Below are 25,281 nucleotides of genomic sequence, written 5' to 3' on the forward strand. Positions count from 1 at the left end.
TGAAACCATCCCAGTCTGCACGGCATGCCATTAGCGTCATTGCAAAATCCACCTTTATCAGCGCATTCGCCGAGCGAACAATGTCCGCCGAGTTCCCTTGGAGGAGCGTAATCGTTAGCTGTCCGCATAGTCCGAATGCCTTCCTCGAAAATTCCTGATAGAGTCCTGTCACTCCGGCTAGAAGTGTAGACTCAAACCCCACCCTCTTTTGCCAACACAACCATCCCCATCGATTCCGTTTTCGCGAAGAAACTGCCTTTTTTTGCAGCGACTGTCACAGGGCTTTCCCTTGTGTGTCCAAGGAGTGGATCACATGCTCAATTGACTCCTAGATCCTGAGCGAGGAATTTCGCGATGCAAAATCCCTTCACCGAAGTCCCCGATGAATCGACCGATGCCGACCTCATCGAAGAGGCCCGGCAAGGGAGTCGTGAGGCGCTGGAGAAACTGGTGCTCAGGCATCAGGCGTGGATCTACAACATCGCCATCCGCATGGTCTTTCACCCTCAGGATGCCGAGGAAGTCACCCAGGAAGTGCTGATCAAGGTCATCACCCGCCTCAGCACGTTCCAGGGGGAAAGCCAGTTTCGCACATGGCTCTACCGCATCACAGCCAACCATGTTTTGAATATGAGACGTCGCGGTGCCGAGCGGGAGGTTCATACGTTCTCCAGCTACGCCAGCGCGATCAACGCGACGCCGGATCTCGATCTGCCCGACCCGAAGTCGGTTCCCGTCGAAGTGCCGCTCCTCGTTGAAGAGGCGAAAATCTCCTGCACGATGGGGATGTTGCTCTGCCTCGACCGCCAGCAGCGGCTGATCTTCACGCTCGGCGAAATCCTCGGAGTCACCGACAAGGTCGGCAGCGACATCCTCGAGATCTCCGCCGACAACTTCCGCCAGTGCCTCTCACGCGCCCGCCGTGATCTTCACCAGTTCATGCACGGCCAATGTGGTCTGGTCAATCCCGATAACCCCTGCCGCTGTGCCAAGAAAACCAGAGGTTTCATCGAGGCGGGGCATGTCGATCCCAACCATCTGCAATTTGTCCCCCGGCACGTGCGGCGTATCTCGGCAGCAGCCGAAGCTCTGGTACTCACCATCGAGCAGACCGTGGATGAACATGACCAGACGATCTTCCGCGAGCATCCTTTTCTCGAACCCAGGCACCAGCTCGACTGGCTCCGGCGACTGCTCGACAAGGGGGATTTCGGGACTGCCCTCGATCTCAATTAAATAATTCTGGAATCGCCTGTCACAGTCCCCTTCCTCTCGTGTCTATGGGAGTAAGGAGGACAATTCATGTCGAAATTGCAAAACAAAGTGGCTCTCGTTACGGGAGCATCTAAAGGGATCGGAGCGGGAATCGCCGGGGAACTTGCCGCAGCCGGTGCGGCTGTGGTGGTGAACTACGCGAGCGACCGAGCCGGTGCAGAATCTGTTGTGGCTGCGATCAAGGCCGCAGGTGGCCAGGCCCTGGCGCTTAGGGGGGATGTTGCGAAAGCCGCCGATGTTGCAGCGCTGTTCGAGCGCACGCAGGCGGCCTTCGGCTCTCTCGATATTCTGGTCAACAATGCCGGCGTCTATCAGACCATGCCAGTCGCAGAACTGACAGAGGCCGAGTTCCACCGCGAGATCAATATCAACCTGCTCGGGCCACTGTTGGTGATCCGCGAATCGCTCCTGCACTTCGGGCCGGAAGGGGGGAGTATCATCAATATCGGCTCTGGTGCTTCAAAGTCGCATCCACCCGGCTTCGCCATCTATTCTGCGAGCAAAGCGGGTCTGGATGCCGTGACAGGTGTGCTGGCCAAAGAACTCGCCCCGCGAAAAATTCGCGTTAATTCGGTCAATCCCGGCGCGACGCTGAGTGAAGGGACGAAGGCGGCCGGATTGTATGGCGTCGAGAGTGACTTTGAGAAACTTCTCGTCTCCATGACTCCTCTGGGCCGCATGGGGACACCACAGGACATTGCGAAGGTGGTGGCGTTTCTCGCCTCGGATGATTCGGGTTGGTTGACGGGCGAAGTCATCCTCGCCTCAGGTGGATTGCGCTAGGCCTCATCTTTCCAAACGTCTGCAGGAGAACCTCATGCCCGCCTATATTGTCTTCATGCGTGAAAAGACGCTCGATCCGTCCGAGTTGGAAACCTATTGGGAAAAGGTAAAAGGGACGCTGGATGGCCATCAGTTGAAAGTGCTGGCCGCCTATGGGAAGCATCTGACGTTGGAGGGCCCGGCTGTGGAAGGGGTCGTCATCGCCGAGTTCCCGACATTCGCTGAAGCCAGCGACTGGTACGAAAGCCCCGCCTACCAGCAAGCCGCCCAGCACCGACACAACGGCGCCATCTACCGCGGCTTAATCGTCGAAGGACTGTGAGAGCGATAAGGCTGAAAGTGTTGAGACCCTAGGGCAGGCTCCCGGCAGCCGACTTCTGGTTATGAATGCTGATCGCTTGCCCGACTGAATACATGCAATTTTGCATGTCATTCTGCTTGAATCGCAGAGAGGAAATGCCAGATCATAGAGTTGGGATGGTTATTGCCATCGCGAAGAGAATTGCAGGGGTGGGATATGTCAGTCATAAATCGCAAGAAATCAGCAGTCCCAAAACATGTTCCGACCAAGGGGCAGGCAAAGCCCAGGATCAACCGCACATCCTTCAAGGCTGGTATGGTTTTGGAGCTTCGTCATCGACTGCAACTCAAGCAGGCAGACTTTGCTCGGCTACTTCCGGTTTCAGTGAGATCTCTCGCCACATTAGAAGGTGGGGCGCCTCCATCCGAAGCTGTCGCCCGTAAGCTTGTCGAAATCCACCGCTTAACCAACGCACTTGCGGAAGTCATCAAAAAGGATTCGCTCGGCTGGTGGTTACAAACCCCGAACGGGGCTTTTGACGGATTGAAACCCATCGAAGTCATCGACCGCGGGGAAAGCGATCGTATCTGGTCGATGATCTTCTTTCTCAGGTCTGGAGTCCCTGCATAAGGCATAGCGTTCAAAAGCACGTGCGAGGTTGCCAAGTCCTGTAGGGTGCGGTTAAGGCTTTGCGCAACCCACCAGATCTTCTGCGAACTCATTCTCTGTCCCTTTGCCCTACCGATCGCCCCACAGCAAAAGCCCCGTCATCCTCCACCAATATTCCCGAGGAACCCATGCATGGCTGCGTCTGATCTTTTGCAGATTCCGGGGATTGGTAAGACTTTTGTCCGGGATTTTGCGCGGATTGGGATTCATTCCATCGATCAACTGGTGCAGAAAGATCCCGAGCTGCTTTTTCATCAGTTGGCACTCGCCAATCAGGCGGTTGACCATAAAACCAGCAAGAACTATCTCTACGTCATTCGCATGGCCGTCTACTATGCCAATGGCGGGCGGGATCCTGAGCAGTTGAAATGGCATGCCTGGAAGTGATGGTGGCCAGGCAGTTCCTGCGGGGGTCGAGTTTTTCAGGCTGTGGGCTGGATTTGCAGATCGACGCGATAGCCGAGAGCCCATTGGTGGAAGCCGAGCTTTTCGTAAAAGGGGGCCACATCGGGGGCACAATCGAGAATCACCTTGTAGCAACCCGCCTGCTGACAGACTTCAAAGAGGTGCTTCATCAGTGCCAGCCCAATGCCGTGATGCTGCTCACTCTGGCGGACTGCCACATCTTCAATATGCCCCACTGCACTGCCACCATGCAGAAACTTGGGCTCAATCATGAGTGATGCCGTCCCGATCACCTGATTTTCGAGCAAAGCCACATACGTGTGAACTTTGCTCCGCAGGCGTCGTTGAAAGACCGAGACGGCGGCTTCATGGGAAAGTTCCGTTGGCTTGAGTGCCGAGAGCGTTTCGAGAAACCCGCGCTGGAGATCGCGGGCATCCATCAGCCGAACGACAAGGCCGGGTGGGGGTGTGACAGTCATACAATCCTTTTTGCTCGCTAATGGCCAGGATGTTGAACGCCTAGTCAGGCTCCAATCGGCATCCTCACCTATGTTCTCCATGAACCGGGTCGTTTGGCAAATCCGCGGGTTGTCCAAGACTGCAAGATTTCGATGAGAGTACGGCGAACAGTCCCAAAACGGCTGGCAAGTTTGACGAATAGGTTGGATTCAGCGGGAGCGAGCTGGTGATTCCCGCGTCCTGGCGCCAAAACGGAAAATGGGGCGGCAAAACCTTGGTTCTGATCGTCGAGGATGGTATCGTATTCATTAACGCACATTGATGCGTTCTTGCCGGAGTTCCACGCCATGCCCGCCCCCGCCTCAAGTTTGAAGATTGGCATTGCCTCCTGCTGCCGGAACCATGGGCTCCGAGTGGTCGCGCTCGGTTTGTTTCTGATGGTTTGTGAAACTGTGCGGGCTGAAACTGCCCCCAGCTTTCGCAACGAAGTGATGGCCGTCCTTTCGAAGGCGGGGTGCAATCAGGGAGCGTGTCACGGGAATGCACGCGGCAAGGGAGGCTTTCAGCTTTCCCTGCGAGGGCAGGAACCTGCGGCCGACTACCAGGCCATTGTGCATGAGTGGCAGGGCCGCCGGATTGACACCTTCCAGGCTGAGAAAAGTCTGCTACTAGAAAAGCCGTTGATGCTCGTACCGCACGAAGGAGGGCGCCGATTAACGGCAGGGACCATCGAGCATGAGATTCTTTCCCGCTGGATTGCCGCCGGTGCTCCAGAAGATCCACCTTCGACACCGCAACTGGTAAGCATAGAAGTCTCACCACGCCAGCGAGATCTGATTGTGCCAAGCGCCGCCGAAGCGACCTTTCGTCTCGAAGTGCTGGCCAGGTTTTCTGATGGTACGACAAAAAACGTCACCCGGCTCACCGTCTTTGAACCTTCACAGCCAGTCGTCGAGATCGATCCCGAAGGATCGGTGAGTGTGCAGGAGTTTGGAGCCTACGCGATTGTGGCCAGGTATCTCGACCAGCAGGTCACTGTTCGTCTGGCCGTTTTTCCACCCCATGCTCATGCTGCTGCGGTCGAGCGACGACCTCACTCACCTATGGATGAGATTGTCTTCCGCCGGTTAAGAGAATTGCAGATTGAACCCTCGGCTTTGTGCGACGACCAGACGTTTATCCGCCGCACAACACTCGACATGATTGGCCTCTTGCCCACTCCTCAGGAAGCCCGCGACTTCGTCAACAATGGAGATCCCCAGAAGCGGCAGAAGTGGATTGAAAGCCTGTTGGCTCGTGCCGAGTTCGCCGATTGGTGGGCCCTCAAATGGTGCGACCTCTTGCGTGTCGAAGAGAAAACTCTTGATGCCAAAGGGGTGGCGGCTTTTCATGGCTGGATTCGAGACGCGATTGCCAGAAATCAGCCCGTCGATGAGTTCGTACAAGAACTGATTTCGGCCCGCGGAAGTTCTTATACCGTCCCCGCAACCAACTATTATCGAGCATTGAGAGACCCTGCGACTCGAGCAGAAGCGACTGCCCAGATTTTTCTCGGTGCCCGGCTGCAATGCGCGAAATGCCATAATCATCCCTTCGACCAATGGAGCCAGAACGATTATTACGCCTGGTCGAATGTTTTCTCGCAGATCGATTACCAGATCGTCGAAAACCAGCGGGGTGATACTAATGACGCGCACGAGTTCAAAGGCGAACAGATTATTCTGCTGAAAATGAAAGAGCAGTTTCCTGATCCTCGCACAGGGCAGCCCAGGCAGCCGAGTCTGCTTGATCATCAGTTACCGCCCTTGAATGCCGAGGAAGATCGATTGCTCCCCATGGCCCAGTGGCTGGCGAGCAGGAATAATCGCCGGTTTGTCGAAGTCTTCGTCAATCGTGTCTGGCAGCAAATGCTGGGGCGAGGGATTGTCGAGCCTGTGGATGATTTTCGCGCCACGAACCCCGCCGCTCACCCGGAACTCCTCAGCTGGCTGAGTGACGAGTTCGTTCATCACAATTGCGATCTGAAGTGGCTGGTGAACACGATTGCGAATTCAGCCGTCTATCAATCGAGTTCGACAACAAATCCCAGCAATTCGCGAGACGAAGTTTTCTTTTCGCATAGCTACGTCAAACGATTAAGTGCCGAGCAGTTACTCGACGCCATCAGTCAGGCGACGGACGTAAGGCCAAACTTTGCTGATCATCCGCAGATCCAGCGGGCTCAGGCCTTGCCAGGGGTCCAGGCCATGGCTTTCCGGCGAGGAAAGACCACTTTGGCAGATCGATTTCTACGAGAATTTGGTCGGCCACAACGATTGCAATCGTGCGATTGCGAGCGAACCACCGAAACGACACTGACCCAGACATTTCAATTGATTGGCGGCAAACTCATTCAGGAGTGGGTGACCAATCCAGATAACATTCTGAAAACACTCGCTACAGATCATCGCGAGACTGATCCCTCGGCCATTGAAGAACTTTACTGGCGCACAATCAGTCGAGCACCCACTTCCCTGGAAGCGGAAACGCATAGGAAATACATCGAGAAGTCACCCACGCCTCGTGAGGGCTTTGAAGACATTCTATGGGCCTTGCTCAATAGTGATGAATTTTTATTGAGGCATTAGCGCCCGTTACTTGAGAGTTGGCCCGCCGATTCATCTTATGTTTCTGTAGTGATGGTTTTTGCAAGCGATAGTGAGTGGTAGCAATATGAATCATCATCTACAGAAATTGTTGAGTCAGAAACTTCCTCGCCGTCAGTTATTAACGGCCGGTGGCATGGCTGGTTTTGGGTTGACCTTACCTCGGTGGCTGGCCGCTCAGGATCAAGCGGCTGCTGAGTTACCGGCCGCCATGTCGACGGCGAAGTCTGTCATCTTTCTTTACCAGTTTGGTGGGCCAAGCCATGTTGATACCTTCGACATGAAGCCACTGGCACCGGATGGCACCCGCAGCCAGTTTGAAACGATCTCGACATCCGTCCCAGGACTGTCAATCTGCGAGCACCTGCCCCGAATGGCAGAGGTCATGAATCGCGTTACATTGCTCCGCACAGTGTGGCACACCATGAAGAACCACAACAGTGCCTCCTACTATGCACTCACCGGCCATCCACCCGCTGTCGATGATATCCGCCTGCGCGACACGCTCGATCTCTTCCCGGCTTATGGTTCTGTGGTGGATCGATATGCACCCAATACCAATGGCATGCCGACATTTGTGGCTTACCCACACGTCATTCGCGATGGCGAAGTGACCCCCGGCCAGCACGCGAGCTTTCTGGGGAAAGTGCACGATCCTCTTCTCGTCACCGCTGACCCAAATGCCCCAGGCTTCGGCTTGCCGGAACTCAGCCTGCCAGCCGGCGTTTCGACGGCACGGCTCGAAAATCGTCGGCAACTGCAGCAGATGATCAACGCTCAGGCCAAACTCGGCGATGCAGCAGTCGCTGCACGCGGCCTCGAAGATTATTACTCCCGTGCTGTATCAATGCTGAACTCGCCAAAAATCCGCCAGGCATTTGCGATTGATGAAGAGTCAGCAAGCGTTAGAGATCGCTATGGTCGCACGGAGTATGGCCAAGGCTGTCTCCTGGCACGCCGTCTCGTCGAGCGCGGCGTCAAGTTTGTCAGTGTCTACTACTCGAAGAGTATTGGTGGCCGACGTAAAGAAGAGGGCTGGGATACCCACGGATTTGATAACACCCGCATGTATCCCATTCTCAAAGATTATCACCTCCCCTTACTGGATCAGACATTACCGACATTGATTCTCGATCTGGAAGAACGCGGCCTGCTCGACCAGACGCTCATTGTCTGGATGGGCGAATTTGGTCGCACGCCCCGGCTCAATGCCAATATCAGCCGGGATCACTGGCCGCAGTGCTATAGTGTGCTGCTGGCGGGTGGAGGGACGAAAAAAGGCTACGTCCATGGCACATCCGATAAGACCGGTGCTTTCCCTGAGAAAGATCCTGTGGCTTTGGACGATCTCGCAGCGACGATGTTCTCTGCGATCGGAGTTCCACCAGAGACAGAACTTCGAGATCGCGGCAATCGACCACTCGCTGCAGCGCTCGGTCACGTTGTCTCCGAAATCTTTGCTTAAAGCAGGATCTTCGCCTGGAGTTGGATCGTTGCCTAAAGAAAGATTCTTGCCGGGAGAAGATCAAATTTTGATGAGCTTTTGTGGTCCGGCGAAGACTTGAAATCTCTCGCAAGTTAAGGTCTCTATTCATGAGTAGCGCAGACCATCAGGCACTCGCTTCAACGATAGAACCTGCTTCAGGAATCGAATCCGATGTCGGAAATCAGCCGTCGCACCATTCTTCAACTCGCCGCCTCGGGAATGATTCTCCCCTCCATTCAGCAACTGGCTGTTGCCGTCGAAAACGATCCTTACCAGGACGCTAAGCTCGTGGATGGCCCACCAGCAGCGATTCAACCTGGCAGCTTTACGATTGCCGTTCTCCCGGATACGCAAAACTACAGCCAGAAATTTCCAGAAACCTTTCTGGCCCAGACTCGCTGGATTGTCGAGCAAAAAGCCTCTCGAAACATTGCGGCCGTCTTGCATCTGGGAGATATCACGAACACCAGTTCAAAAATCGAATGGGAACTTGCTCGGGCGGCTATGCAACAACTGGATGGGCAGGTGCCCTACTTTATGGTGCCAGGGAATCACGATTACAGTGCCGGTGGAAGCGCCACTGATCGCAAGACACTTTTTTCAGAATACTTTCCACTGGCCAGTTTCCAAGATCTCCCCACGTTCGGTGGAATCTACGACAAAGAGCCTGGGCGGATGGAGAACAGCTATCATCACTTTGAAACCGCTGGACGCAAGTTTCTGGTGCTATGCCTCGAATTTGGCCCACGCAAGGATGTGGTCCGCTGGGCGAACGAAGTGGCCAAAGCCCATCCTGCTCATGAAGTCATACTGATTACCCATGCCTATATGTACTATGATGATACTCGCTATGACTGGAAAAACCTGGGGACTAAGCAGAACTGGAATCCGCATGCTTACGCCGTGGCAAAGAATACTGGAGACGACGTGACCGATGGAGCCGAGCTGTGGGAACAGCTGGTCAGTCAGCATGAGAACTTTATTCTCACACTCAATGGCCATGTCCTGAACGATGGCCTCGGGCGGCTCACCAGCCAGACACCAGATGGCAGAGATGTGCATCAGATGCTGGTAAATTACCAGGTGAGGCCCCATGGCGGTGACGGCTGGTTAAGATTGCTCGAATTCCAGACGGATGGCACGATTGCCGTTACGGATTACTCACCCGTGCTGAACAAATCCAATCATTCAACGCAAAGCCATTTCGAACTCAAGGGTTCACCTGTATCGAAAAAATCTAAATAAGACTCTGTATTTATGGGGATTGTTCTATCGTAAGGAATCGTCAATAGGCGGTGCAACGCCTGGAGCTTCTTGTCAATCAAAAGCGTGCCGTAAGCAAGGCACGAAAGACGGAAGTGTCGCATACGCTGTTGAGTGAAATCAGGGAATGCGCGTTGGCGGCGGTTCGCCAGAATCTCTTGCCCCCTTTCCAGTTCCACTCCCCTTCAGTAGGAAAGTTCCTCCAATGCTGGTTCAATAGACATTGAATCCCGTGCTTCAGAATCTGGGTGTCATAAGCTCTGGTGCTGCTCGCTTGGGGAGGAATTTGATCGAACAGCGTCTGTTTTACCAGTGAGATAATGTGACTGCAGATTCTCAGGCTTCCGCAAACTCCGGCCAATGGACCATCCGCAAGGTTCTGGAATGGACGACGGCTCATCTGAAAAAGCATGGCTCAGCCACTCCGCGCCTGGATGCCGAAGTTCTTCTGGCACATGCCCGTCAGTGTCATCGCATTCAGCTTTACACTCACTATGATGAAGAACTCACGGAAGAAGTTCGCGCCAGCATGCGCGACCTCGTCCAAAGGCGAGCCAGGCAAGAGCCTGTCGCTTATCTGGTGGGTGAACGCGAATTCTTCAGTCTCTCTTTTTCTGTGAATGCCGATGTCCTCATTCCACGACCTGATTCAGAAACACTGATCGTCGAAGCGATTTCCTGCCTCAAACCCACACCCGCAGATGACACCGCTTCTGTCGCATCTCGCTCTTGGCGGATTGTCGATCTGTGTACAGGTTCAGGATGCCTGGCCATTACTCTGGCCCGGCAGCTTCCCACAGCCCAACTGATTGCGACGGATCTATCCGATAAAGCTCTGGCGGTGGCGAGGCAAAATCTCGCACGTCATTCATTGGCCGACCGCGTGGAATTGCGGCAAGGCTCGCTACTGGAACCACTGGAGAACGAACCACCCTTTGACCTGATTGTTTCGAATCCCCCTTACATTCCCACTGCGGATATCGAATCACTCGAGGAAGATGTTCGCCGGCATGAGCCAAGGCTGGCACTGGACGGAGGGGCCGATGGCATGGATCTGCTGCGACCTCTCATTGCTGAAGGAGCGAAACATTTGCTTCCCGGGGGATGGATGCTTCTCGAATTCACTTCCGAGCAGGCACCAGCCCTGATGAATTACGCACAAGCCCAGCCTGACTGGTCGCTGGTGCAGGTTGTCAAAGATCTTTCACAACTGCCGCGAGTGCTGAAACTGCAGAAAAGATCCTGAATGGCTGATTTCTGAACTTACTTTGGCAGTTTGAACTGTCGATTGCTGGCGGCTGTCATGTCTCGATTTTTTCATCCCGAATTGCTGAAGCCTCTCGATTCTGGAGAACTCCTCCTGGAAGGATCGGAAGCGCATCACGCACTCCATGTGCTGCGTGTTAAAACAGGTCAGCAAATTGTGCTCTTTGATGGGCACGGAAACTCGGCTACAGCCGAAGTCATCCGTCCCGGTCGCAAAGATGTCGGTCTCAGAATCGTGAGTGGCATCCAGCACTCATCACCACCCGCTCTGCAATTGACACTGCTGGTCGCGACTCCCAAAGGGGATCGGCTCGATTGGATGGTTGAAAAGCTGACAGAACTGGGCGTATCGAGATTTGTTCCGCTGATCACTCAAAGATCGGTCGTCGATCCGCGAGAAAGCAAACTGGAAAGACTCCGGCAAACCGTGATCAGTGCCTGTAAACAATCCCATCGCGACTGGCTGATGGAGATCGAAGAACCAGCGCGCTTGACCGACTGGTTGAACAGGAAAGACCATCCGACCCAATGGTTCGGCAGTTTGCAAGCTCCGCTTGTCGCTCGAAAAGCCTCCAACGATTCACAGCCGATCGCCTCTGCAAATTCCCGCATGCCATTAGAAAATACATCGTTAGCGATTCTGATTGGCCCGGAAGGGGGCTGGACTTCTGAAGAAGAATCGCAATTGATGACCTCTGGTGCGCGCCCTGTGCGACTGGGGCAATTTGTATTGAGGACAGAGACAGCCGCAATTGCGCTCACATCGCTCGCCCTGAATGAATTCTCACTTTAAGACTGCTGGTGCCTTCGCGAAAACTTTCAATGAACCTCGTCAAAACGTCGCTGCACATCGCCACGGTGTCGCTCAAGGGACGGTTTATCGGCCAAGATTGCCGATCATTGGCACGGATTGAGATCATCCCGTATTCCGGCGAAGTCTCCCGCCTCTCTTTGTCGATAATCTCGATATCGAAACGGGCTCTTGAACGGCTGGTGAATCTGATCACCCAAGGAATGTGAACCTGCCATGCTTGCACATGATCAGCAAAGCTGGCTGCTGGTAAAATTCACGCCCAGGCGTGCAATTGCAGGAATGCTGTGGATATCGTTGAGTGCGAGCAGTTCTTCCTGCTTCATGATGCCCGATTACCATCAGCCGGGCGGGTTCAGCAGTACCTATTACAAAGCGCTGCAATTCCACCAGCATACCGCCATGGGGACACCCGGCCACGCGACTGTGGTTCCGGGAACTCCACCGCCGGGCATGCATCTCCCGGTTGATTCCCCCTCTGGCAGTCAGTCTCAAACAGGGACTTCGCCACAGGATGGCATGGTCGATCCCTCCATTGCTCAGTCGCCACACTATGGGGCGACTCCCCATAGTGGCTACAACTTTGGTTTCTCATGGCCAGATTTTACGCCACCCCAGCCGCCAGTTGGGCACGATGCCGCCGCTCGACAGAAATCCTACCTCCAGTTTAACCAGCCTTCCCAAAACTCCGACTCTTCAGCTTCCAGTAAGCGGAAGAAGTCCTGAATTACATGGCTCACCAGGATATGACACTGGAATCAGCGTTCTTGAGCTGAGCGATTATTTTCTGTGCACTCACTCCCGGACTTCCTCTCGACAAGATTTGTCGAAACGAATACGTTCCGCCTGAAACGAAAAAAATCGGCAAGGATCGCCTGTTTTTTCGTTCGTCAAATCGTGGAGTTTGTCGACACGGAAGATCTCTCCTGGCATTACAAATCCGGGAAGAATTTCCAGCAGGCTCAAGGATGAGCCTTCAATGTAGCACACCAAGGATGGTGGGTATGCGACCACAAATCATCGGCATGGCCCTGGCGGTTCTGATCGCCTTCTCCGGGTGCGCATCCTCGAAGGGGAGTCTCTTCGGCTCGAAATCCAAATCCACCGATAGCACAAACTCGAAAATTGCCAGTTCCAAATCAGACGGGAAGAAATCTCCCAAGCAGGAAGAGCTGGAAGATCTGCTGGGCTCTCGCAAAGAGACTCCCGTCGCCTTTCGCGGTGGTTCTGGAACTTCTCCTTCAAAGAAAAAAGACACTCGGCTCGAAAACCCGGATCAACCGTTTGGAGATAACACACGCCTGTCATCCAATCGATCGATTCGTGATCTCATGAGAGATGGGGCCAAGTACGAATCGCAACAGAAGTGGGATCAGGCCGTCGACGCTTACGAAAGTGTCCTCTTAAGTGAGCCTCAACACGCAGAAGCTCATCATCGTCTGGCTGTGATCGCCGACCGTCGAGAAGATTACCGTCTGGCTGATCAACACTATCGCGTGGCGATGCAACGAAAGCCCACAGATGCCAATCTCCTCAGCGACGTCGGTTATTCTCACTTTCTCCGCGGCGAACTCGACCGGGCCGAAGGCTATCTGAAGCAGGCCATCGAATCCGATAACAAACACCGAGTGGCCCATTTGAATCTCGGTCTCGTTTACGGAAAACAGAACCGCTATGACGAATCGCTGGCGATGTTTCAGGCTGTCGCCTCGGAAGAAGAAGTCCAGCGGAATATGGCGACACTCTTTCCGGATGGCCCACCTGCAGGACAGGATACTCAACTGGCCAGCCATCGAAATGCGGCTGCAGTTCCCGCAGGTCGAACGCCTCGAAATGACCTGATGCCCGAATGGGCCAACACTCCCGCTGGCTCTCAACCTGCAGGTTCAACATCCACAAACTCCATGATTCCACCGGCAGGCAACCCCACTGCCAGCGATGCCTGGGCACTGTCATCTCCAGGAATGTCATCTCCAGGAATGTCATCTCCAGGTATGGCATCGAATGGGATGAACAGTTCTCCTGCCAACGCCGGAGTCGCTAACGCTAATTCGTCGAACTCTCAGCCATCTGGCAATGATTTCTGGCAAGGCAATGCTGCCACAAACACAGCCAGCCCTGATTTCCCGCCCCGCTCTTCGAGTGTCCCCTCCACAGGTCTGGCGCCTCGAACACAAATGGCCAACATTTCGCCACCTGCTCAGGGCATGCCGACTGCCAATGGATCGTTCAATTCACCAGAATCAATGGCAGCTCGTTCTTTGGGAACACCCATGCAAACGAACTCAGCCGCTCTGGCTGCTGAACTTGCCATGAACTCGGGCTGGGGCAATCTTTTTCCCACAAGTTCCAATTATGGAACTCCGGCGGCATCGTCAGCACAGCAAGGTGGCCCATCGGTACCACAACTTCCCGTAATGACGCAGCAAACGGCCTGGCCTCAAGCTCCTGGGGAATATCGTGATCCGGCCGCAGGCAATAACCTCTCAGGCAATAACCTCTCCAGGGGTGGCAATCCTCCAGCGACAGTCAGTCCGACGGCTCCTGCCGGGATGCCTGGTGATACGAGAAACATGAACCCGCCTGGCACGAGTGCCGCAGCAGGCGTCTGGCCCACCACCAGTGTTCCGTGGAACTCCCCCACCAGCAATCAACCATCCGCCTCCAGTTGGGGAGACTCATCTCAACTCGCCAATAGGCCTCAAGCGAACGGCGCCATGAATCAGGCCCCGCCATCGATGCCTCAGATCCAGGCCGGCCCTTCGAGCAGTTCAACTTTTGATCAGCAAAGTATGGCTGACACAGAAAAACCACCACTGTTCCCCTCAGTCCAATGGGCCTCTCCTCACTCAACTCCCTGGAATTCAACGACTCAAGGCTCAGTCACTCAGTCCGGAAATGAACTCTCGTCGCAAATTCAACCCGCCGGCTTCCAACAGGAAGCTGATCCGCGCAGTTCAACTTCTGGCCAGGGCTCGGCGACCGGAAACATGTCCCGCTCCAATGGAAATTCACCTGAGCCATGGCCCTATGGCCCTGCCGCAAGTACCAATCGACCCAATGTTCGGCCCACTGCTTCCTTGAATGTGGATGGTCGTTCGGGCACTTCCAACAATTCCACCAGCGGGCCGCCCCCCTGGCCTTACGGGCAATAACAAATCTCTCAGATGCCGATCATCGTCGTTCCATTCGAGATTTCTGTAAGCTCTCAGCCATGAAGATCCAAAGCCCATTTTTGATTCGCTGTGGTGCATGGTTCGCCATCAGCACCATGCGACTGATTATCTCCACCTGCCGTCTCGAGTATCGCTCGCCAGATCCCAAAACACGACTCGATTGTCCTTTTGGCCCTGATGTACCCGAGAGGTATGTCGTCCCTGTCTGGCACGACTTGCTCTTGTTCCCGACCTTCACCGCCCGTCGGAGCGACCTCTGCTGCGGTCTTGTCAGCCGGCATGATGGCGCTTCATTTCTTTCCACCGCCATTGAAATGCTCGGCGGCAAGGCCATTCGTGGCTCGAGCCGTAAAGGAGCAACGTCGGCTCTCAAGCAGATGCTCACCCAGACGGATGGCTATCACATTCTGATTACGCCCGATGGCCCGATGGGGCCACGTCGTCAGATGAAACAGGGAGCCATTTTCATGGCTTCTAACCTGCAAAGGCGGATTGTCCCCACAGCTTACTGGGCTTCCAGAGTCTGGCGGATTAAAGGCTCGTGGACAGATATAGTCATCCCCAAGCCCTTCTCGAAAATCATTATTGTCTCAGGCGAAGCGATCTCTATCCCCCCGGAACTTTCACGAGAAGATATCACTTATTGGACCAATCATCTGCAGCAGGCCATGGATCAACTCCATGCGGAACTCGAAGCTTCTACGACGACAGCGAAGTCTTCGAAAATAGAGGCTGAACAAACAGCATGTTCAGCCTCCCCACAGCTTCAGATATCAGGTTCCGAGCGTCACGCCGCCTGATGGCATCAATCGCAGTGATTCAAAACTCTGGCAGATTGATTAGCAGTCCACATACTTCAAGACACCTGCCATGAGACGCGAATCCACGCTCCACCAGCAACTCAAACTGCTCTACGCCAAATCGGCAGAGCGGCGCGAAGTACGTGTGGGCGATTACCGTGTCGATGCCATTTCTCGCGGCACTCTCATCGAGATCCAGCAATCCGGTCTCTCCGCCATTCGCCACAAAATTCAAACACTTCTCCAGGATCACCGCGTTCTGGTCGTTAAACCCATCGTGGCGACACGCATGCTGAGAACTCGACAGAACGCTCAGAGTGAATACGCCGCCCCTCGCAAAAGTCCTTATCGCGGCTCATGGCTCGATGCGTTCGACGAACTCATGCATCTCTTTCGCGTCTTTCCACATCCTCAATTGAAGATTGAACTGCTTCTCGTAGATATTGAAGAAGACCGTACGCGCAAAGCCCGACATCGATTCCGGCGAGCCGATCATGTCGTTGATGACCGCCGCCTGCTACAGATTCGTGAGCGCTGCCTCCTGAGGACTCCAGCCGATCTGGAACAACTTGTACCTCCCTTCCCTGTCGCACCGTTTACAACAGCAGAACTCGCCCTGGCATGGAACGTTCCCCGCTGGACAGCTCAAAAGATTGCCTGGTGTTTCCGCACTGTAGGAGCCTGGGCCCCCGTCGGCTTCTCAAAACGCAGCGTCCTCTACCTGCCCCACGCCGCTTAATCATCAAATCGCCTGCAACTTCAAGCCAATTCTTATTGAGTTGGCATCTATGCATTAGGTAGGGTGCAAGAAGTTCCTACGGATTGCACCATCTTCTATTTCTTTCCCATTCCGTTGGGAGAAGGCCCGGATAAGGGTTACATCGATATAGATATCTCGGCGTTAGTCGCTACGAAATCTCTGGCGTGGCGGGTTTCCAGCGGAACAGAGCCAGCGATCGATCTTCCAGCGGATAAGGATGAACCGCATCAAAAGCGACATGGACTGCATGTGGGCGGGCCGTATCAATCATGAGATCCATACTCGGGCCTGCCGGCCCTGCCACAGGATACTGGAAGGAAACAGGCGTCGTCCCGGCATTGAATAGCACCAGTAAATTATCGCCTCGAATGGCATTCCCCACTTCGTCGAACTCTTCCACATCGCCCGCCATCAGCATGCCAAAACATCTCACAGAGTCGTGGTTCCAGTAATCCCCCGAGATTTCGTGGCCTTCGCTCGAGAGCCAGTAAACATCTTTCACATTCTCGCCACGAATCCCTTGCCCCGAGAAGAATCGCCGGCGTCTGAGTGCGGGCTGAGATTTTCGAATCTTGATGAGTTTGCGAACAAACTCGAACCAGTCTTTCTCCTTCTCCAGCAAACTCCAATCAACCCACGAAAGCGAATTGTCATGACAATAAGCGTTGTTGTTTCCTCTTTGGGTCTGACCGATTTCGTCGCCGGAGTAGATCATGGGAACGCCTTGCGATAACAGTAGCGTCCCCAACAAATTTCTCATTTGCCGCATACGAACGCGATTGATGGCAGGATCGGTCGTCTCGCCTTCAGCGCCGTAACCAGAACTGTGATTATCGTTCGCACCGTCACGATTATCTTCGCCATTGGCCTCGTTATGTTTGTGTTCATACGAAACAAGGTCGTGTAGGGTGAAGCCATCGTGACAGGTGATAAAATTCACGCTGGCATAGGGTCTGCGTCCACTGTGGGCATACAGATCGCTTGACCCGGTGAGCCGGGTGGCTGTCTCACCAATCGTACCACCATCGCCACGCCAGAAACGTCGCATGCAATCGCGGTACTTCCCGTTCCACTCGGTCCAGCCAGTCGGGAAGTTGCCGACCTGATATCCGCCCGGGCCAACATCCCAGGGCTCAGCAATCAATTTCACCCGGGAAAGCACGGGATCCTGATGAATGATATCAAAGAAGGCTCCCAGCTTATCGACTTCGTAGAGTTCACGGGCTAAAGCACTCGCCAGGTCAAAGCGAAAACCATCGACATGCATTTCTGTCACCCAGTAGCGCAGGCTGTCCATGACCAGTTGCAGCACGCGGGGATGACGCATATTTAGAGTATTACCACAACCGGAGAAATCCATATAGTAGCGGCCGTTATCTCCCATTAATCGATAATAAGCGGTGTTATCAATCCCGCGTAAAGAGAGTGTCGGCCCGAGCTGATTGCCTTCAGCCGTATGGTTGTAGACGACGTCGAGAATCACTTCGATCCCGGAGGCATGCAGCGTCCGCACCATCGACTTGAATTCATGAGCGGCAAACAACGGGTGCCTGACTGAACTGAATCGAACACTAGGGGCGAAATAAGCGAGTGTATTGTATCCCCAGTAGTTAGTCTTGCCACGCAAATGCAATCCATGCTCATCGACATGATGATGGATCGGCATCAGCTCAACGGCTGTGACTCCCAGCTTTTTTAAATGATCAATCGCAGCGGCAGAAGCCAGCCCTGCATAAGTTCCCCGCAGCTTATCAGGAACTCCCGGCATCAGTTGAGTAAAACCCTTAACGTGCAGTTCGTAGATAATCGTGTTATGCCATGGCGTGCGAGGTGAACGGTCATCACCCCAGGTATATGCCTCTTCCACCACAAGAGCTAAAGGAGCATAAGGAGCGCTGTCGCGAGCATCGAAACTGAGATCTTCATTTCTACTGCCGACCTCATAACCAAAGACGGAGTCATGCCAGTAAAGATCGCGTCCAATCGCTTTTGCATAAGGATCGAGCAAGAGTTTATTCGAATTAAACCGCATGCCATGTGCAGGGTCGTAGGGGCCGTACACACGGTAGCCATAAAGCTGGCCCGGGCGAAGTTCTGGAAAATAGCCATGCCAGACCTGATCTGTCTGTTCAGGAAGTTCAATGCGGCTGGATTCACTCAGAGAATCTCCGGAATCGAACAGGCAGAGTTCCACCTTGGTGGCATTCTCGGAGAAGAGCGCAAAGTTAACTCCCGCACCATCCCAGTTAGCTCCCAGTGGATAAGGTCGACCTGCCCAGACTCGCATCGTTCATGGCCTTACAAAATGATCTTGAGAACATGGAAATGAGCAAAAAGTTATACAGAATAACTCTTTTCAGAAGTCATCGGATCTCTCGGCGTTGCCAGGATTTCTTCCAGAGAGTTCATCCTCATGGAATTCTCTCTTCCCGGTAGAGATATCCTAATCGTCCATTGGGAGCAGAATCTCCTGCAATGAACGGGTGATGGCCGGGAATTGCAGATTCTGAACTCTGATCAAGTGAACTGTGGTCCGGCGGGGAGTACCACTTCCAGCGGAACTGCGCCAAACCTGCTGAATTTCGGTGGATTCGTTCAGTACTCAGTTGAATAGCGGCAAAATCTCTGGACACGACCATCTTTGTCGCTTCGGATGACTTCTCGATGGTTGAATGCTCAGCAGGTGGGGTGGCATCAACCAGCTGGTGAAAAGTGGTGCGCCCCGAATTTCGGTTCCCTGTATCAATGCGTGCCATCGTCTCAAATCCGCATGGCCCGGTTTCAAACTTGCCATCCAGATCCAGCCAGAGTTCCAGGACAAAAGACTTTTCGTCCTGTTGCCTGAACTTTGTTTGAACCCAATAGCTCGTTCCATCAAACCCGACAGCTGAGCTTTCCAGATCGCACGCAGCGGCAGGTTGCTCGATTCGTGGTGCCCCATAGACCCACGAGGCAGAGCTGCGGGCCGGGCTGTCATTGAGATCATCGAGATAACAGACGTTGGACTTCTGCCAGTCTGCCAGACTCGTCGGATCAATGATTTGATGCGGGATCGAAGCGGCAAACGGAACTCCCGTCCCTTTGAATCGCCGGATCTCGGCCATGGTCTGGTAGTAGTAATGATCTGCCAGCGGGCCGGCTGCCGGTTCGATATCCCGACTGAATTCTGCTGAGAACTGATCGACGAAGAACGTCTCTCCCTTCTGTGTGGGACGCCCCAGGAACGGCTGCCCTCCCGGACTGATGAATCGCTGGGCGATCCACTCATTCCAGCCCGTAATCAGAATAAATTCCGGATCCACTTCATGAGCCCGTTGCCATTGTTCGCGGAAGTGAAGCCCCTCGACCGTTTTCAACTCCTGTTCAGCCGGTTGATGCCCTTTCGAAAAACTGCGACCGATATTCGAAACGGGATGTTCTGCAACAGAAACGCTGATCTGCTCAGGTTTTTGGGGGGCCGTACTCCAGCCAAAACCCTGTGGAGTATGGTCCAGCCACGGCCAGCGATATTGTCCATCTCCAAACCACTTTTGCCCCTTGGTCCATGCCCATGAATGGCGAATTTCAAAACGCTGTCGCATTTCGGGGGTTGCTTCGTCGAGTGGCATCAGCAGCAGTGGCTTTTCATGCCAGCGAAACCAGAGTTCCGGGAACTTTTGAGGTAAGTACCACTTCTCCAGCAGGTGCTGCACGGTCTTTTGCGCGTGCGAATTTGCCAGAAATGCGATCTGTGGTGTCTTCTGCCCTGCTTGTCGCAGTTCACTCCAGGTTTCAAAAAGTGCCTGAACCTGCTCGTCGTATGTCAGTGCATTGGTCACATCAATCAGAATGACATCCACCCCCAGATCATTCAGCAGAAACGCATGCTGACGCATCACCCAGCGGTCATCACTGCGGTAAAAACCGAACCAAGGTTTGCCCCACCAGTGAAAGGCATGCACTGGCCCCCATTCCCGCTGATGGGGAGGCTTCTGTACAATCTCTTCAATCAAAAAAGGCTCAGCTCTGCTCTGCGGGGTCAGCCATACAAAGTAGAACATTCCGACAAATCGTCCTGATCGAGCTGGCGGCACCGAATGTTCCGCTGTGCCTGGAGCGGGAACAACTTGCCGTCCCAATCCATCGATGCCGACCCAGAGATCGGGATGGGTCTGGCGAAATGACTTCGTTGACGGATGTATGACGATCGGTTGATCGCTGGCAAGGGTCGAAGACAAGGGGCATGCGGCGAACGCGATGAAAGCCGACATCATCACAAACAGGCCCAGCATTCGCAGGATTCTTTTGGGAGCGATGTTTTCGGAAGTGGCAGGGGCTGTCATCGCCTGGCGGAACTTCAGGAGGGTTGTGACTGGCAAAATAAAGTCCGGTCCAAGACGAGGGCATTAAAGCGAAAAATCCCACAGATTCACAGAATGCTGAGTTGGTGAAATCATCTTCCACTCGCAGGTCTGGCAGAGGATCTGTGTGATCAGACGAAGTCGCCAAAGGAAGACAACCCCAATTTCGTTCTCACAATTGAGAAAGTCGCGAAGTCGTCATTCTGGGCCATGGGTGCACCGATTCTCAAGATCTGTTGTTGGTGCGGCAAGTGGTGGCTGTAAGTTATTGCTGTTTTATAAGTTAGAACGTGTGTCAAACTTTGCTGGTGTTTCATTTTTCGCTCAAGTTGATGCGAGAAATCGAAGGTGTTTTCGACTTCGGGAAATCGCAGTGAATGTCGCCTCTCGTGATTGCTCTTACGAGTGCAGACTTCTAACATCCCTAGCGTGCCGAAGTGCTCCAGAGCCGTGGATATTGTCAGATTTCACACTTCTCGACGATTGTGCGAGTCGACGTGTCTGACAATGCCCATGTCAACTTTGAGACTTTCGGCCGCGCGAGTTGATCCAATCGAACCTATTGGCCGGTGCGAAGTAATGCAGAAGTTTCGCTTTCCTACATGGCTGGATCGTCTTCTCCCTGTCGTTGGGGGGCTCCTGGCATTCGGTGCGTTGTATGTGGGTGGAATGCTGTTTGTCGGGGCAAGTCCCTGGACCATCGATGTTGGTTACCAGCCGACTCAACCTGTTCCCTTCAGCCATGCCTTGCATGCCGGCAAGCTGAAGATGGATTGCCGGTACTGCCATAACACGGTCGATCGCGCTGCCTTTGCTGCAGTGCCATCAACCGCCACCTGCATCAAATGCCACCGCGGTGCTGATGAAAATGGCACGATCACCACCACAGCAGTGCGTTCGAAGAGCCCCAAACTGCTCCCCGTCCGTGAGAGCTATGCCTCGGGCAACTCAGTCTTGTGGGTGAAGATCCACGATCTGCCCGACTATGCCTACTTCAATCACAGTGCTCACGTTCGCCGAGGTGTGGCTTGTGTTTCTTGTCACGGCCGCATCGACAAAATGGAAGAAGTCCAGCAGAAAAAGCCCCTCTCGATGGCGTGGTGTCTGGAGTGTCATCGCAATCCAGAGCCAAACTTGAGGCCACCAGAACTGGTCACACAAATGGACTGGGCTCCCCCAGAAGGTCAGTCGGCCGAGGCGATTGGAGCTGAGATTAAAAAGAATCTCCACATCCAGACCAAGGAAAACTGCTCGACCTGCCACCGATAGTCCTGACAATTTTGACCTTTGACTCTGACTGTTTCTTGATTTGTCTGTTGAAATGATCCGTTTGCGAGGAGCCGCTGATCTGGATGAGCTGTGTTGAGCCCTGCCGACTGAAATCAGTTCGCAGCTTTCAAAAGTGATCCGACAGCAATTTTCAAACGCCCGGTTGCCAGCCAATTGCCCGCTGAAGAGATCCATACGACCATGTCGATTGCCGCTAATTCGCCGTCGAAAAGTGCCGATGTTCCCGGTCTGCGGAGCCAGTCGTTCATTCCCAATGAATATTGGCGAAGTCTCGATGAATTGGAGCAGACCCCTGAGTTCGTCGAATTTCTGCATCGCGAATTTCCAGTCGCGGCTTCTGAATTCCCAACAGGGGTCAGCCGCCGTCGGTGGCTGCAGATCATGGGTGCTTCGCTGGCTTTAGCCGGTGTCAGTGGTTGCCGCTGGGAGCGCGAAATCATCGCTCCTTTCGTTAATCGCCCCTCGGATCGTATTCCTGGCGAACCTCAAAAGTTTGCCACTGCCTTCGAAATTGGTGGTGTTGTCCGTCCTCTGGAAGTGACCGCCTTCGATGGTCGTCCGATCAAGGTCGATGGTAATCCTGAGCATCCTTTAAATGGCGGCGGCAGCGACGGCTACACCCAGGCGATGCTCCTTCATCTGTACGATCCCGATCGTTCCCGCGATGTAGCAGAAATCAAGGCAGGCAAAGCCTCTCCTTCCAGTTGGGATAGTTACAACTCGTTCGCCAGCAAGCTCTTTCCTGCCGCTGCGACATCTGGCGGCAAAGGTCTGCGAGTTCTCGCTGAAATCAGTTCGTCTGCATCGCGAGCCCGCCTCAAAGAAGCATTTCTGGCCAAGTTCCCGGAAGCCAAGTGGTACGAATATGAGTCTGTGAGTTTCGACAACGACCGTCTCGGTACAGTCAAAGCCTTTGGTAAGCCACTTCGCACAGTGATCGATCTCACCGAAGCCGACACGATTATCGCTCTCGATGCCGACCTGTTTGGCAGTCATCCCCAGGCTACAGCCAATCTACGGCAGTGGGCTCTCCGGCGTGACCCCGAAGCTGGCCCCATGAACCGCATGTATGTGGCCGAAAGTCAGCTCTCCAGCGCAGGCGGCGCTGCGGATCATCGACTGGCTGTGCGGAGTGCCGATATGGCCAGCCTCCTGGCCAAACTGGAAAAGGCCGTTGGCGATGTTCTCTCTGGAAAAACACTCAGTGCTAAAGAGGGTGAGCCAGAGCAGCGCTGGATTCATGCTGCCGCTGGCGATCTTGTGGCCAGCAAAGGGAAATCGCTGGTCGTTGTCGGCCTGCTCCACGGCGAAGATGTCCAGGCCCGTGCTCACCGCCTCAACAGTACTTTGGGCAACATCGGCAAGACCGTTCGCTTTATCGCCGATCCCACATCAACGGGCGATCAGGCCGCTCCTTCATCAGCTGAGCAGCTGAAGGCCCTGACGGCTGAGATGGCCGCTGGTCAGGTTGATATCGCACTGGTGCTGGGTGGTAACCCCGTCTATGCCGCTCCGAAAGAAATTGGCTTTGCCGAAGCTTACGCCAAGGTGAAGCACCGGATTCATTTGAGTGAGTATGTCGATGAGACCTCACTTGCCAGTACCTGGCACCTGGCTCGTTCGCACCAGTTGGAATCGTGGGCTGACCTGAAGTCGTGGGATGGCCGGTTGATGCTGCGTCAGCCGCTGATCTCGCCGATTTTCAGCACCAAGTCCGATCTGGAAGTGCTGGCTGAAACCGCTGGCGAAGCCGATGTTGTATCGCTGGATATTGTGCGGGCCACGCTGAAGAACATTCTTCCGGCTGCTGGCTTTACCGAAGAATTCCGTCGGCTGGCTCATGATGGCTTCCGCAAGGAAGAAGAGATTTCCGTTGTCGAAGTCGCTCTCAAGGAAGGTCTGGAGCTTCCAGAGCCAGCTGCCAGTGCCAGCAATGAGATCGAAGTGGTCTTCGTCCCTTCCACCAGCACGTTTGATGGCCGGTTTGCCAACAATGGCTGGTTGCAGGAGGCCCCCGATCCTCTCACCAAGATCACGTGGGATAACGCAGCCGTCATCAGCCCTGAGACTGCCAAAGAACTCAAAGTTGGCTACGGCGAAGTGATTTCGCTGGCCATGGGTAAAGACTCGATCGATCTGCCAGTCTACTTGCTGCCAGGTCAGGCTCTCAATTCGATTGGTGTGGCCATCGGGTATGGTCGCACAGCCGCCGGTCATGTCGGTGGGCTGATCTCGGCTGACGTTGATCCTGTGGGCGTCGATACCGCCTCGATCAAGCCAGCCGGTGCCAACCTCGTCGTGGGTGCCAAGGTTGCCAAAACGGGCCGTACCTACAAGCTCGCCACCACTCAGGATCACCACAACATTGATGTGGGTGGCATGAAACAAGTGGCTCAAACAGTGGGCAAACTGGTGCGGGAAGGGACACTCGAAGACTATAAGGCTCATCCCGACTTTGCCCAGCATGTGGTTCACATTCCACCGCTGGATTCGCTCTGGCCCGATCAACCCTGGCAGTTATCTAAGGAAAACCGCGCCTGGGGGATGTCGATTGATCTCTCGAAGTGCGTGGGCTGCAATGCCTGCACGATTGCCTGCCAGTCGGAAAACAACGTGCCGATTGTCGGTCGCGATCAGGTGGCCCGCGGTCGCGAAATGCACTGGTTGCGGATTGACCGCTATTTCAAAGGTCCCGACAGCGACCCGCAGATGGTCATGCAGCCACTCACCTGTCAGCAGTGTGAAAACGCTCCCTGCGAGCAGGTTTGCCCTGTGGCAGCGACGGCTCACAGCCCCGAAGGGCTCAATGACATGGCGTACAACCGCTGTGTCGGTACGCGCTACTGTGCGAACAACTGCCCCTACAAGGTTCGCCGCTTTAACTTCCTCGATTACAACAAGAAGTACGAGACAGCTCAGGCCGATGGTCAGGACCTGACACTCCTCATTCTCAATCCGGAAGTCACCGTTCGCGAACGTGGTGTGATGGAAAAATGCACCTACTGCGTCCAGCGGATTCAGCACGTCAAGATTGTCGCCAAGAACGAACAGCGCGAAATTCGCGATGGTGAGATTGTGACAGCCTGCCAGCAGGCCTGCCCCGCCAGAGCCATTGAGTTCGGCGATCTTCGTGAACCCGAATGGAATGTCAGCAAGAATCACAACTCGCCACGAGCCTATGCGATTCTTGCAGAGCTCAATACCAGACCTCGCACCAAGTATCTGGCCCGTATTCGCAACCTCCACCCGGAACTCGCTCCACCTTCTGAGCACGCTCATGGTGGGCACGGCAGTCATGGCCACGATGATCATGGTCACGGTGAAGCCAAGCACGGCGATCATGCGCACGGCAAGGATGGGCACGACGATCATGACCATCCCGAAAAGCCAGCCACGAAAAAGCCCGAAGAAGCCAAGAAAGAAGCTGCGGCCCGTAAGGCCACTCTCCAGGACATCCTGAAGGGGACTATGTTGAGCTGACAGCTGAAATTGAGCTGGCAGCTTCAGGATGACTGAAAGCTGTTGAATTGATAGAGCCGCTGATTTTGCACT

Annotated in this window: 20 protein-coding genes; 17 read left to right on the top strand and 3 right to left on the bottom strand. The window is 54.3% G+C overall.

The window, feature by feature from the left end; all coding sequences use genetic code 11:
* Positions 1 to 354: 354 nt before the first annotated feature.
* The 5 genes from PLIM_RS20380 to PLIM_RS20400 all read left to right on the top strand — a co-directional run bounded on the left by PLIM_RS20380 (position 355) and on the right by PLIM_RS20400 (position 3,415).
* Positions 355 to 1,236: an RNA polymerase sigma factor gene (locus PLIM_RS20380; RefSeq protein ID WP_013112206.1), complete on the top strand. Its 882-nt coding sequence runs from the start codon at positions 355 to 357 to the stop codon at positions 1,234 to 1,236.
* Positions 1,237 to 1,302: 66 nt separating this feature from the next.
* Entirely contained in the window at positions 1,303 to 2,058 is a 756-nt protein-coding gene (locus PLIM_RS20385; protein ID WP_013112207.1) for a glucose 1-dehydrogenase, read from the top strand.
* Between the two features lie 34 nt (positions 2,059 to 2,092).
* A complete protein-coding gene (locus PLIM_RS20390) occupies positions 2,093 to 2,380 on the top strand; it encodes a DUF1330 domain-containing protein (protein ID WP_013112208.1) in 288 nt (95 codons plus the stop codon).
* 195 nt (positions 2,381 to 2,575) lie between these two features.
* On the top strand, positions 2,576 to 2,989 hold the full coding sequence (locus PLIM_RS20395) for an antitoxin Xre/MbcA/ParS toxin-binding domain-containing protein (RefSeq protein WP_013112209.1): 414 nt from the start codon (positions 2,576 to 2,578) through the stop codon (positions 2,987 to 2,989).
* 171 nt (positions 2,990 to 3,160) lie between these two features.
* Complete coding sequence (locus PLIM_RS20400) at positions 3,161 to 3,415, top strand: helix-hairpin-helix domain-containing protein (protein ID WP_013112210.1); 255 nt, start codon at positions 3,161 to 3,163, stop codon at positions 3,413 to 3,415.
* Between the two features lie 35 nt (positions 3,416 to 3,450).
* On the opposite strand, the gene PLIM_RS20405 is transcribed toward PLIM_RS20400, so the two are convergent.
* Positions 3,451 to 3,912: a GNAT family N-acetyltransferase gene (locus PLIM_RS20405; RefSeq protein ID WP_013112211.1), complete on the bottom strand. Its 462-nt coding sequence runs from the start codon at positions 3,910 to 3,912 to the stop codon at positions 3,451 to 3,453.
* A 327-nt stretch (positions 3,913 to 4,239) separates the two neighbouring features.
* On the opposite strand from PLIM_RS20405, the gene PLIM_RS20415 reads away from it, so the two are divergent.
* The 10 genes from PLIM_RS20415 (at position 4,240) to PLIM_RS20460 (ending at position 16,078) form a co-directional block, all read left to right on the top strand.
* On the top strand, positions 4,240 to 6,519 hold the full coding sequence (locus PLIM_RS20415) for a DUF1549 and DUF1553 domain-containing protein (protein ID WP_013112213.1): 2,280 nt from the start codon (positions 4,240 to 4,242) through the stop codon (positions 6,517 to 6,519).
* An 85-nt stretch (positions 6,520 to 6,604) separates the two neighbouring features.
* Positions 6,605 to 8,002 carry a DUF1501 domain-containing protein gene (locus tag PLIM_RS20420; protein ID WP_013112214.1) on the top strand — a complete coding sequence of 466 codons (1,398 nt, stop codon included), beginning with the start codon at positions 6,605 to 6,607 and terminating at the stop codon, positions 8,000 to 8,002.
* Positions 8,003 to 8,194: 192 nt separating this feature from the next.
* Positions 8,195 to 9,268 carry a metallophosphoesterase gene (locus PLIM_RS20425; protein ID WP_013112215.1) on the top strand — a complete coding sequence of 358 codons (1,074 nt, stop codon included), beginning with the start codon at positions 8,195 to 8,197 and terminating at the stop codon, positions 9,266 to 9,268.
* A 340-nt stretch (positions 9,269 to 9,608) separates the two neighbouring features.
* A complete protein-coding gene (gene prmC / locus PLIM_RS20430; RefSeq protein ID WP_013112216.1) occupies positions 9,609 to 10,532 on the top strand; it encodes a peptide chain release factor N(5)-glutamine methyltransferase in 924 nt (307 codons plus the stop codon).
* Positions 10,533 to 10,589: 57 nt separating this feature from the next.
* Entirely contained in the window at positions 10,590 to 11,345 is a 756-nt protein-coding gene (locus PLIM_RS20435; protein WP_013112217.1) for an RsmE family RNA methyltransferase, read from the top strand.
* A gap of 29 nt (positions 11,346 to 11,374) precedes the next feature.
* Positions 11,375 to 11,572 (top strand): hypothetical protein, encoded by a 198-nt coding sequence (locus PLIM_RS20440; RefSeq protein WP_041402368.1) that lies wholly within the window; start codon positions 11,375 to 11,377, stop codon positions 11,570 to 11,572.
* Positions 11,573 to 11,579: 7 nt separating this feature from the next.
* On the top strand, positions 11,580 to 12,089 hold the full coding sequence (locus tag PLIM_RS20445; RefSeq protein WP_013112218.1) for a hypothetical protein: 510 nt from the start codon (positions 11,580 to 11,582) through the stop codon (positions 12,087 to 12,089).
* A 278-nt stretch (positions 12,090 to 12,367) separates the two neighbouring features.
* Complete coding sequence (locus PLIM_RS20450) at positions 12,368 to 14,518, top strand: tetratricopeptide repeat protein (protein WP_013112219.1); 2,151 nt, start codon at positions 12,368 to 12,370, stop codon at positions 14,516 to 14,518.
* 59 nt (positions 14,519 to 14,577) lie between these two features.
* A complete protein-coding gene (locus tag PLIM_RS20455) occupies positions 14,578 to 15,339 on the top strand; it encodes a lysophospholipid acyltransferase family protein (protein ID WP_013112220.1) in 762 nt (253 codons plus the stop codon).
* A gap of 70 nt (positions 15,340 to 15,409) precedes the next feature.
* Positions 15,410 to 16,078: a hypothetical protein gene (locus PLIM_RS20460; RefSeq protein WP_013112221.1), complete on the top strand. Its 669-nt coding sequence runs from the start codon at positions 15,410 to 15,412 to the stop codon at positions 16,076 to 16,078.
* A 169-nt stretch (positions 16,079 to 16,247) separates the two neighbouring features.
* On the opposite strand, the gene glgX is transcribed toward PLIM_RS20460, so the two are convergent.
* Positions 16,248 to 18,386 carry a glycogen debranching protein GlgX gene (gene glgX / locus PLIM_RS20465; protein WP_013112222.1) on the bottom strand — a complete coding sequence of 713 codons (2,139 nt, stop codon included), beginning with the start codon at positions 18,384 to 18,386 and terminating at the stop codon, positions 16,248 to 16,250.
* 124 nt (positions 18,387 to 18,510) lie between these two features.
* Positions 18,511 to 20,457 (bottom strand): hypothetical protein, encoded by a 1,947-nt coding sequence (locus PLIM_RS20470; protein ID WP_013112223.1) that lies wholly within the window; start codon positions 20,455 to 20,457, stop codon positions 18,511 to 18,513.
* Positions 20,458 to 21,018: 561 nt separating this feature from the next.
* On the opposite strand from PLIM_RS20470, the gene PLIM_RS20480 reads away from it, so the two are divergent.
* Together PLIM_RS20480 and PLIM_RS20485 are read left to right on the top strand one after the other, a co-directional pair.
* Positions 21,019 to 21,708, top strand: coding sequence for a cytochrome c3 family protein (locus tag PLIM_RS20480; RefSeq protein ID WP_041402376.1), 690 nt, complete (start codon positions 21,019 to 21,021; stop codon positions 21,706 to 21,708).
* Positions 21,709 to 21,909: 201 nt separating this feature from the next.
* Positions 21,910 to 25,209, top strand: a complete 3,300-nt coding sequence (locus PLIM_RS20485) for a TAT-variant-translocated molybdopterin oxidoreductase (protein ID WP_013112225.1) — start codon at positions 21,910 to 21,912, stop codon at positions 25,207 to 25,209.
* Positions 25,210 to 25,281 lie beyond the last annotated feature (72 nt).

Origin of the sequence: Planctopirus limnophila DSM 3776 (assembly GCF_000092105.1) — a bacterium.
Lineage (GTDB): Bacteria > Planctomycetota > Planctomycetia > Planctomycetales > Planctomycetaceae > Planctopirus > Planctopirus limnophila.

What these genes read in the sequence shown, in the direction of transcription:
- PLIM_RS20440 (WP_041402368.1), top strand. Translation starts at nt 11,375, where the DNA reads ATGAACCTCGTCAAAACGTCGCTGCACATCGCCACGGTGTCGCTCAAG.
- PLIM_RS20415 (WP_013112213.1), top strand. Translation starts at nt 4,240, where the DNA reads ATGCCCGCCCCCGCCTCAAGTTTGAAGATTGGCATTGCCTCCTGCTGC.
- PLIM_RS20395 (WP_013112209.1), top strand. Translation starts at nt 2,576, where the DNA reads ATGTCAGTCATAAATCGCAAGAAATCAGCAGTCCCAAAACATGTTCCG.
- PLIM_RS20400 (WP_013112210.1), top strand. Translation starts at nt 3,161, where the DNA reads ATGGCTGCGTCTGATCTTTTGCAGATTCCGGGGATTGGTAAGACTTTT.
- PLIM_RS20405 (WP_013112211.1), bottom strand. Translation starts at nt 3,912, where the DNA reads ATGACTGTCACACCCCCACCCGGCCTTGTCGTTCGGCTGATGGATGCC.
- PLIM_RS20435 (WP_013112217.1), top strand. Translation starts at nt 10,590, where the DNA reads ATGTCTCGATTTTTTCATCCCGAATTGCTGAAGCCTCTCGATTCTGGA.
- PLIM_RS20390 (WP_013112208.1), top strand. Translation starts at nt 2,093, where the DNA reads ATGCCCGCCTATATTGTCTTCATGCGTGAAAAGACGCTCGATCCGTCC.
- PLIM_RS20480 (WP_041402376.1), top strand. Translation starts at nt 21,019, where the DNA reads ATGCAGAAGTTTCGCTTTCCTACATGGCTGGATCGTCTTCTCCCTGTC.
- PLIM_RS20385 (WP_013112207.1), top strand. Translation starts at nt 1,303, where the DNA reads ATGTCGAAATTGCAAAACAAAGTGGCTCTCGTTACGGGAGCATCTAAA.
- PLIM_RS20380 (WP_013112206.1), top strand. Translation starts at nt 355, where the DNA reads ATGCAAAATCCCTTCACCGAAGTCCCCGATGAATCGACCGATGCCGAC.
- PLIM_RS20460 (WP_013112221.1), top strand. Translation starts at nt 15,410, where the DNA reads ATGAGACGCGAATCCACGCTCCACCAGCAACTCAAACTGCTCTACGCC.
- PLIM_RS20485 (WP_013112225.1), top strand. Translation starts at nt 21,910, where the DNA reads ATGTCGATTGCCGCTAATTCGCCGTCGAAAAGTGCCGATGTTCCCGGT.
- PLIM_RS20450 (WP_013112219.1), top strand. Translation starts at nt 12,368, where the DNA reads ATGCGACCACAAATCATCGGCATGGCCCTGGCGGTTCTGATCGCCTTC.
- PLIM_RS20425 (WP_013112215.1), top strand. Translation starts at nt 8,195, where the DNA reads ATGTCGGAAATCAGCCGTCGCACCATTCTTCAACTCGCCGCCTCGGGA.
- PLIM_RS20420 (WP_013112214.1), top strand. Translation starts at nt 6,605, where the DNA reads ATGAATCATCATCTACAGAAATTGTTGAGTCAGAAACTTCCTCGCCGT.
- glgX (WP_013112222.1), bottom strand. Translation starts at nt 18,386, where the DNA reads ATGCGAGTCTGGGCAGGTCGACCTTATCCACTGGGAGCTAACTGGGAT.
- PLIM_RS20445 (WP_013112218.1), top strand. Translation starts at nt 11,580, where the DNA reads ATGCTTGCACATGATCAGCAAAGCTGGCTGCTGGTAAAATTCACGCCC.
- PLIM_RS20455 (WP_013112220.1), top strand. Translation starts at nt 14,578, where the DNA reads ATGAAGATCCAAAGCCCATTTTTGATTCGCTGTGGTGCATGGTTCGCC.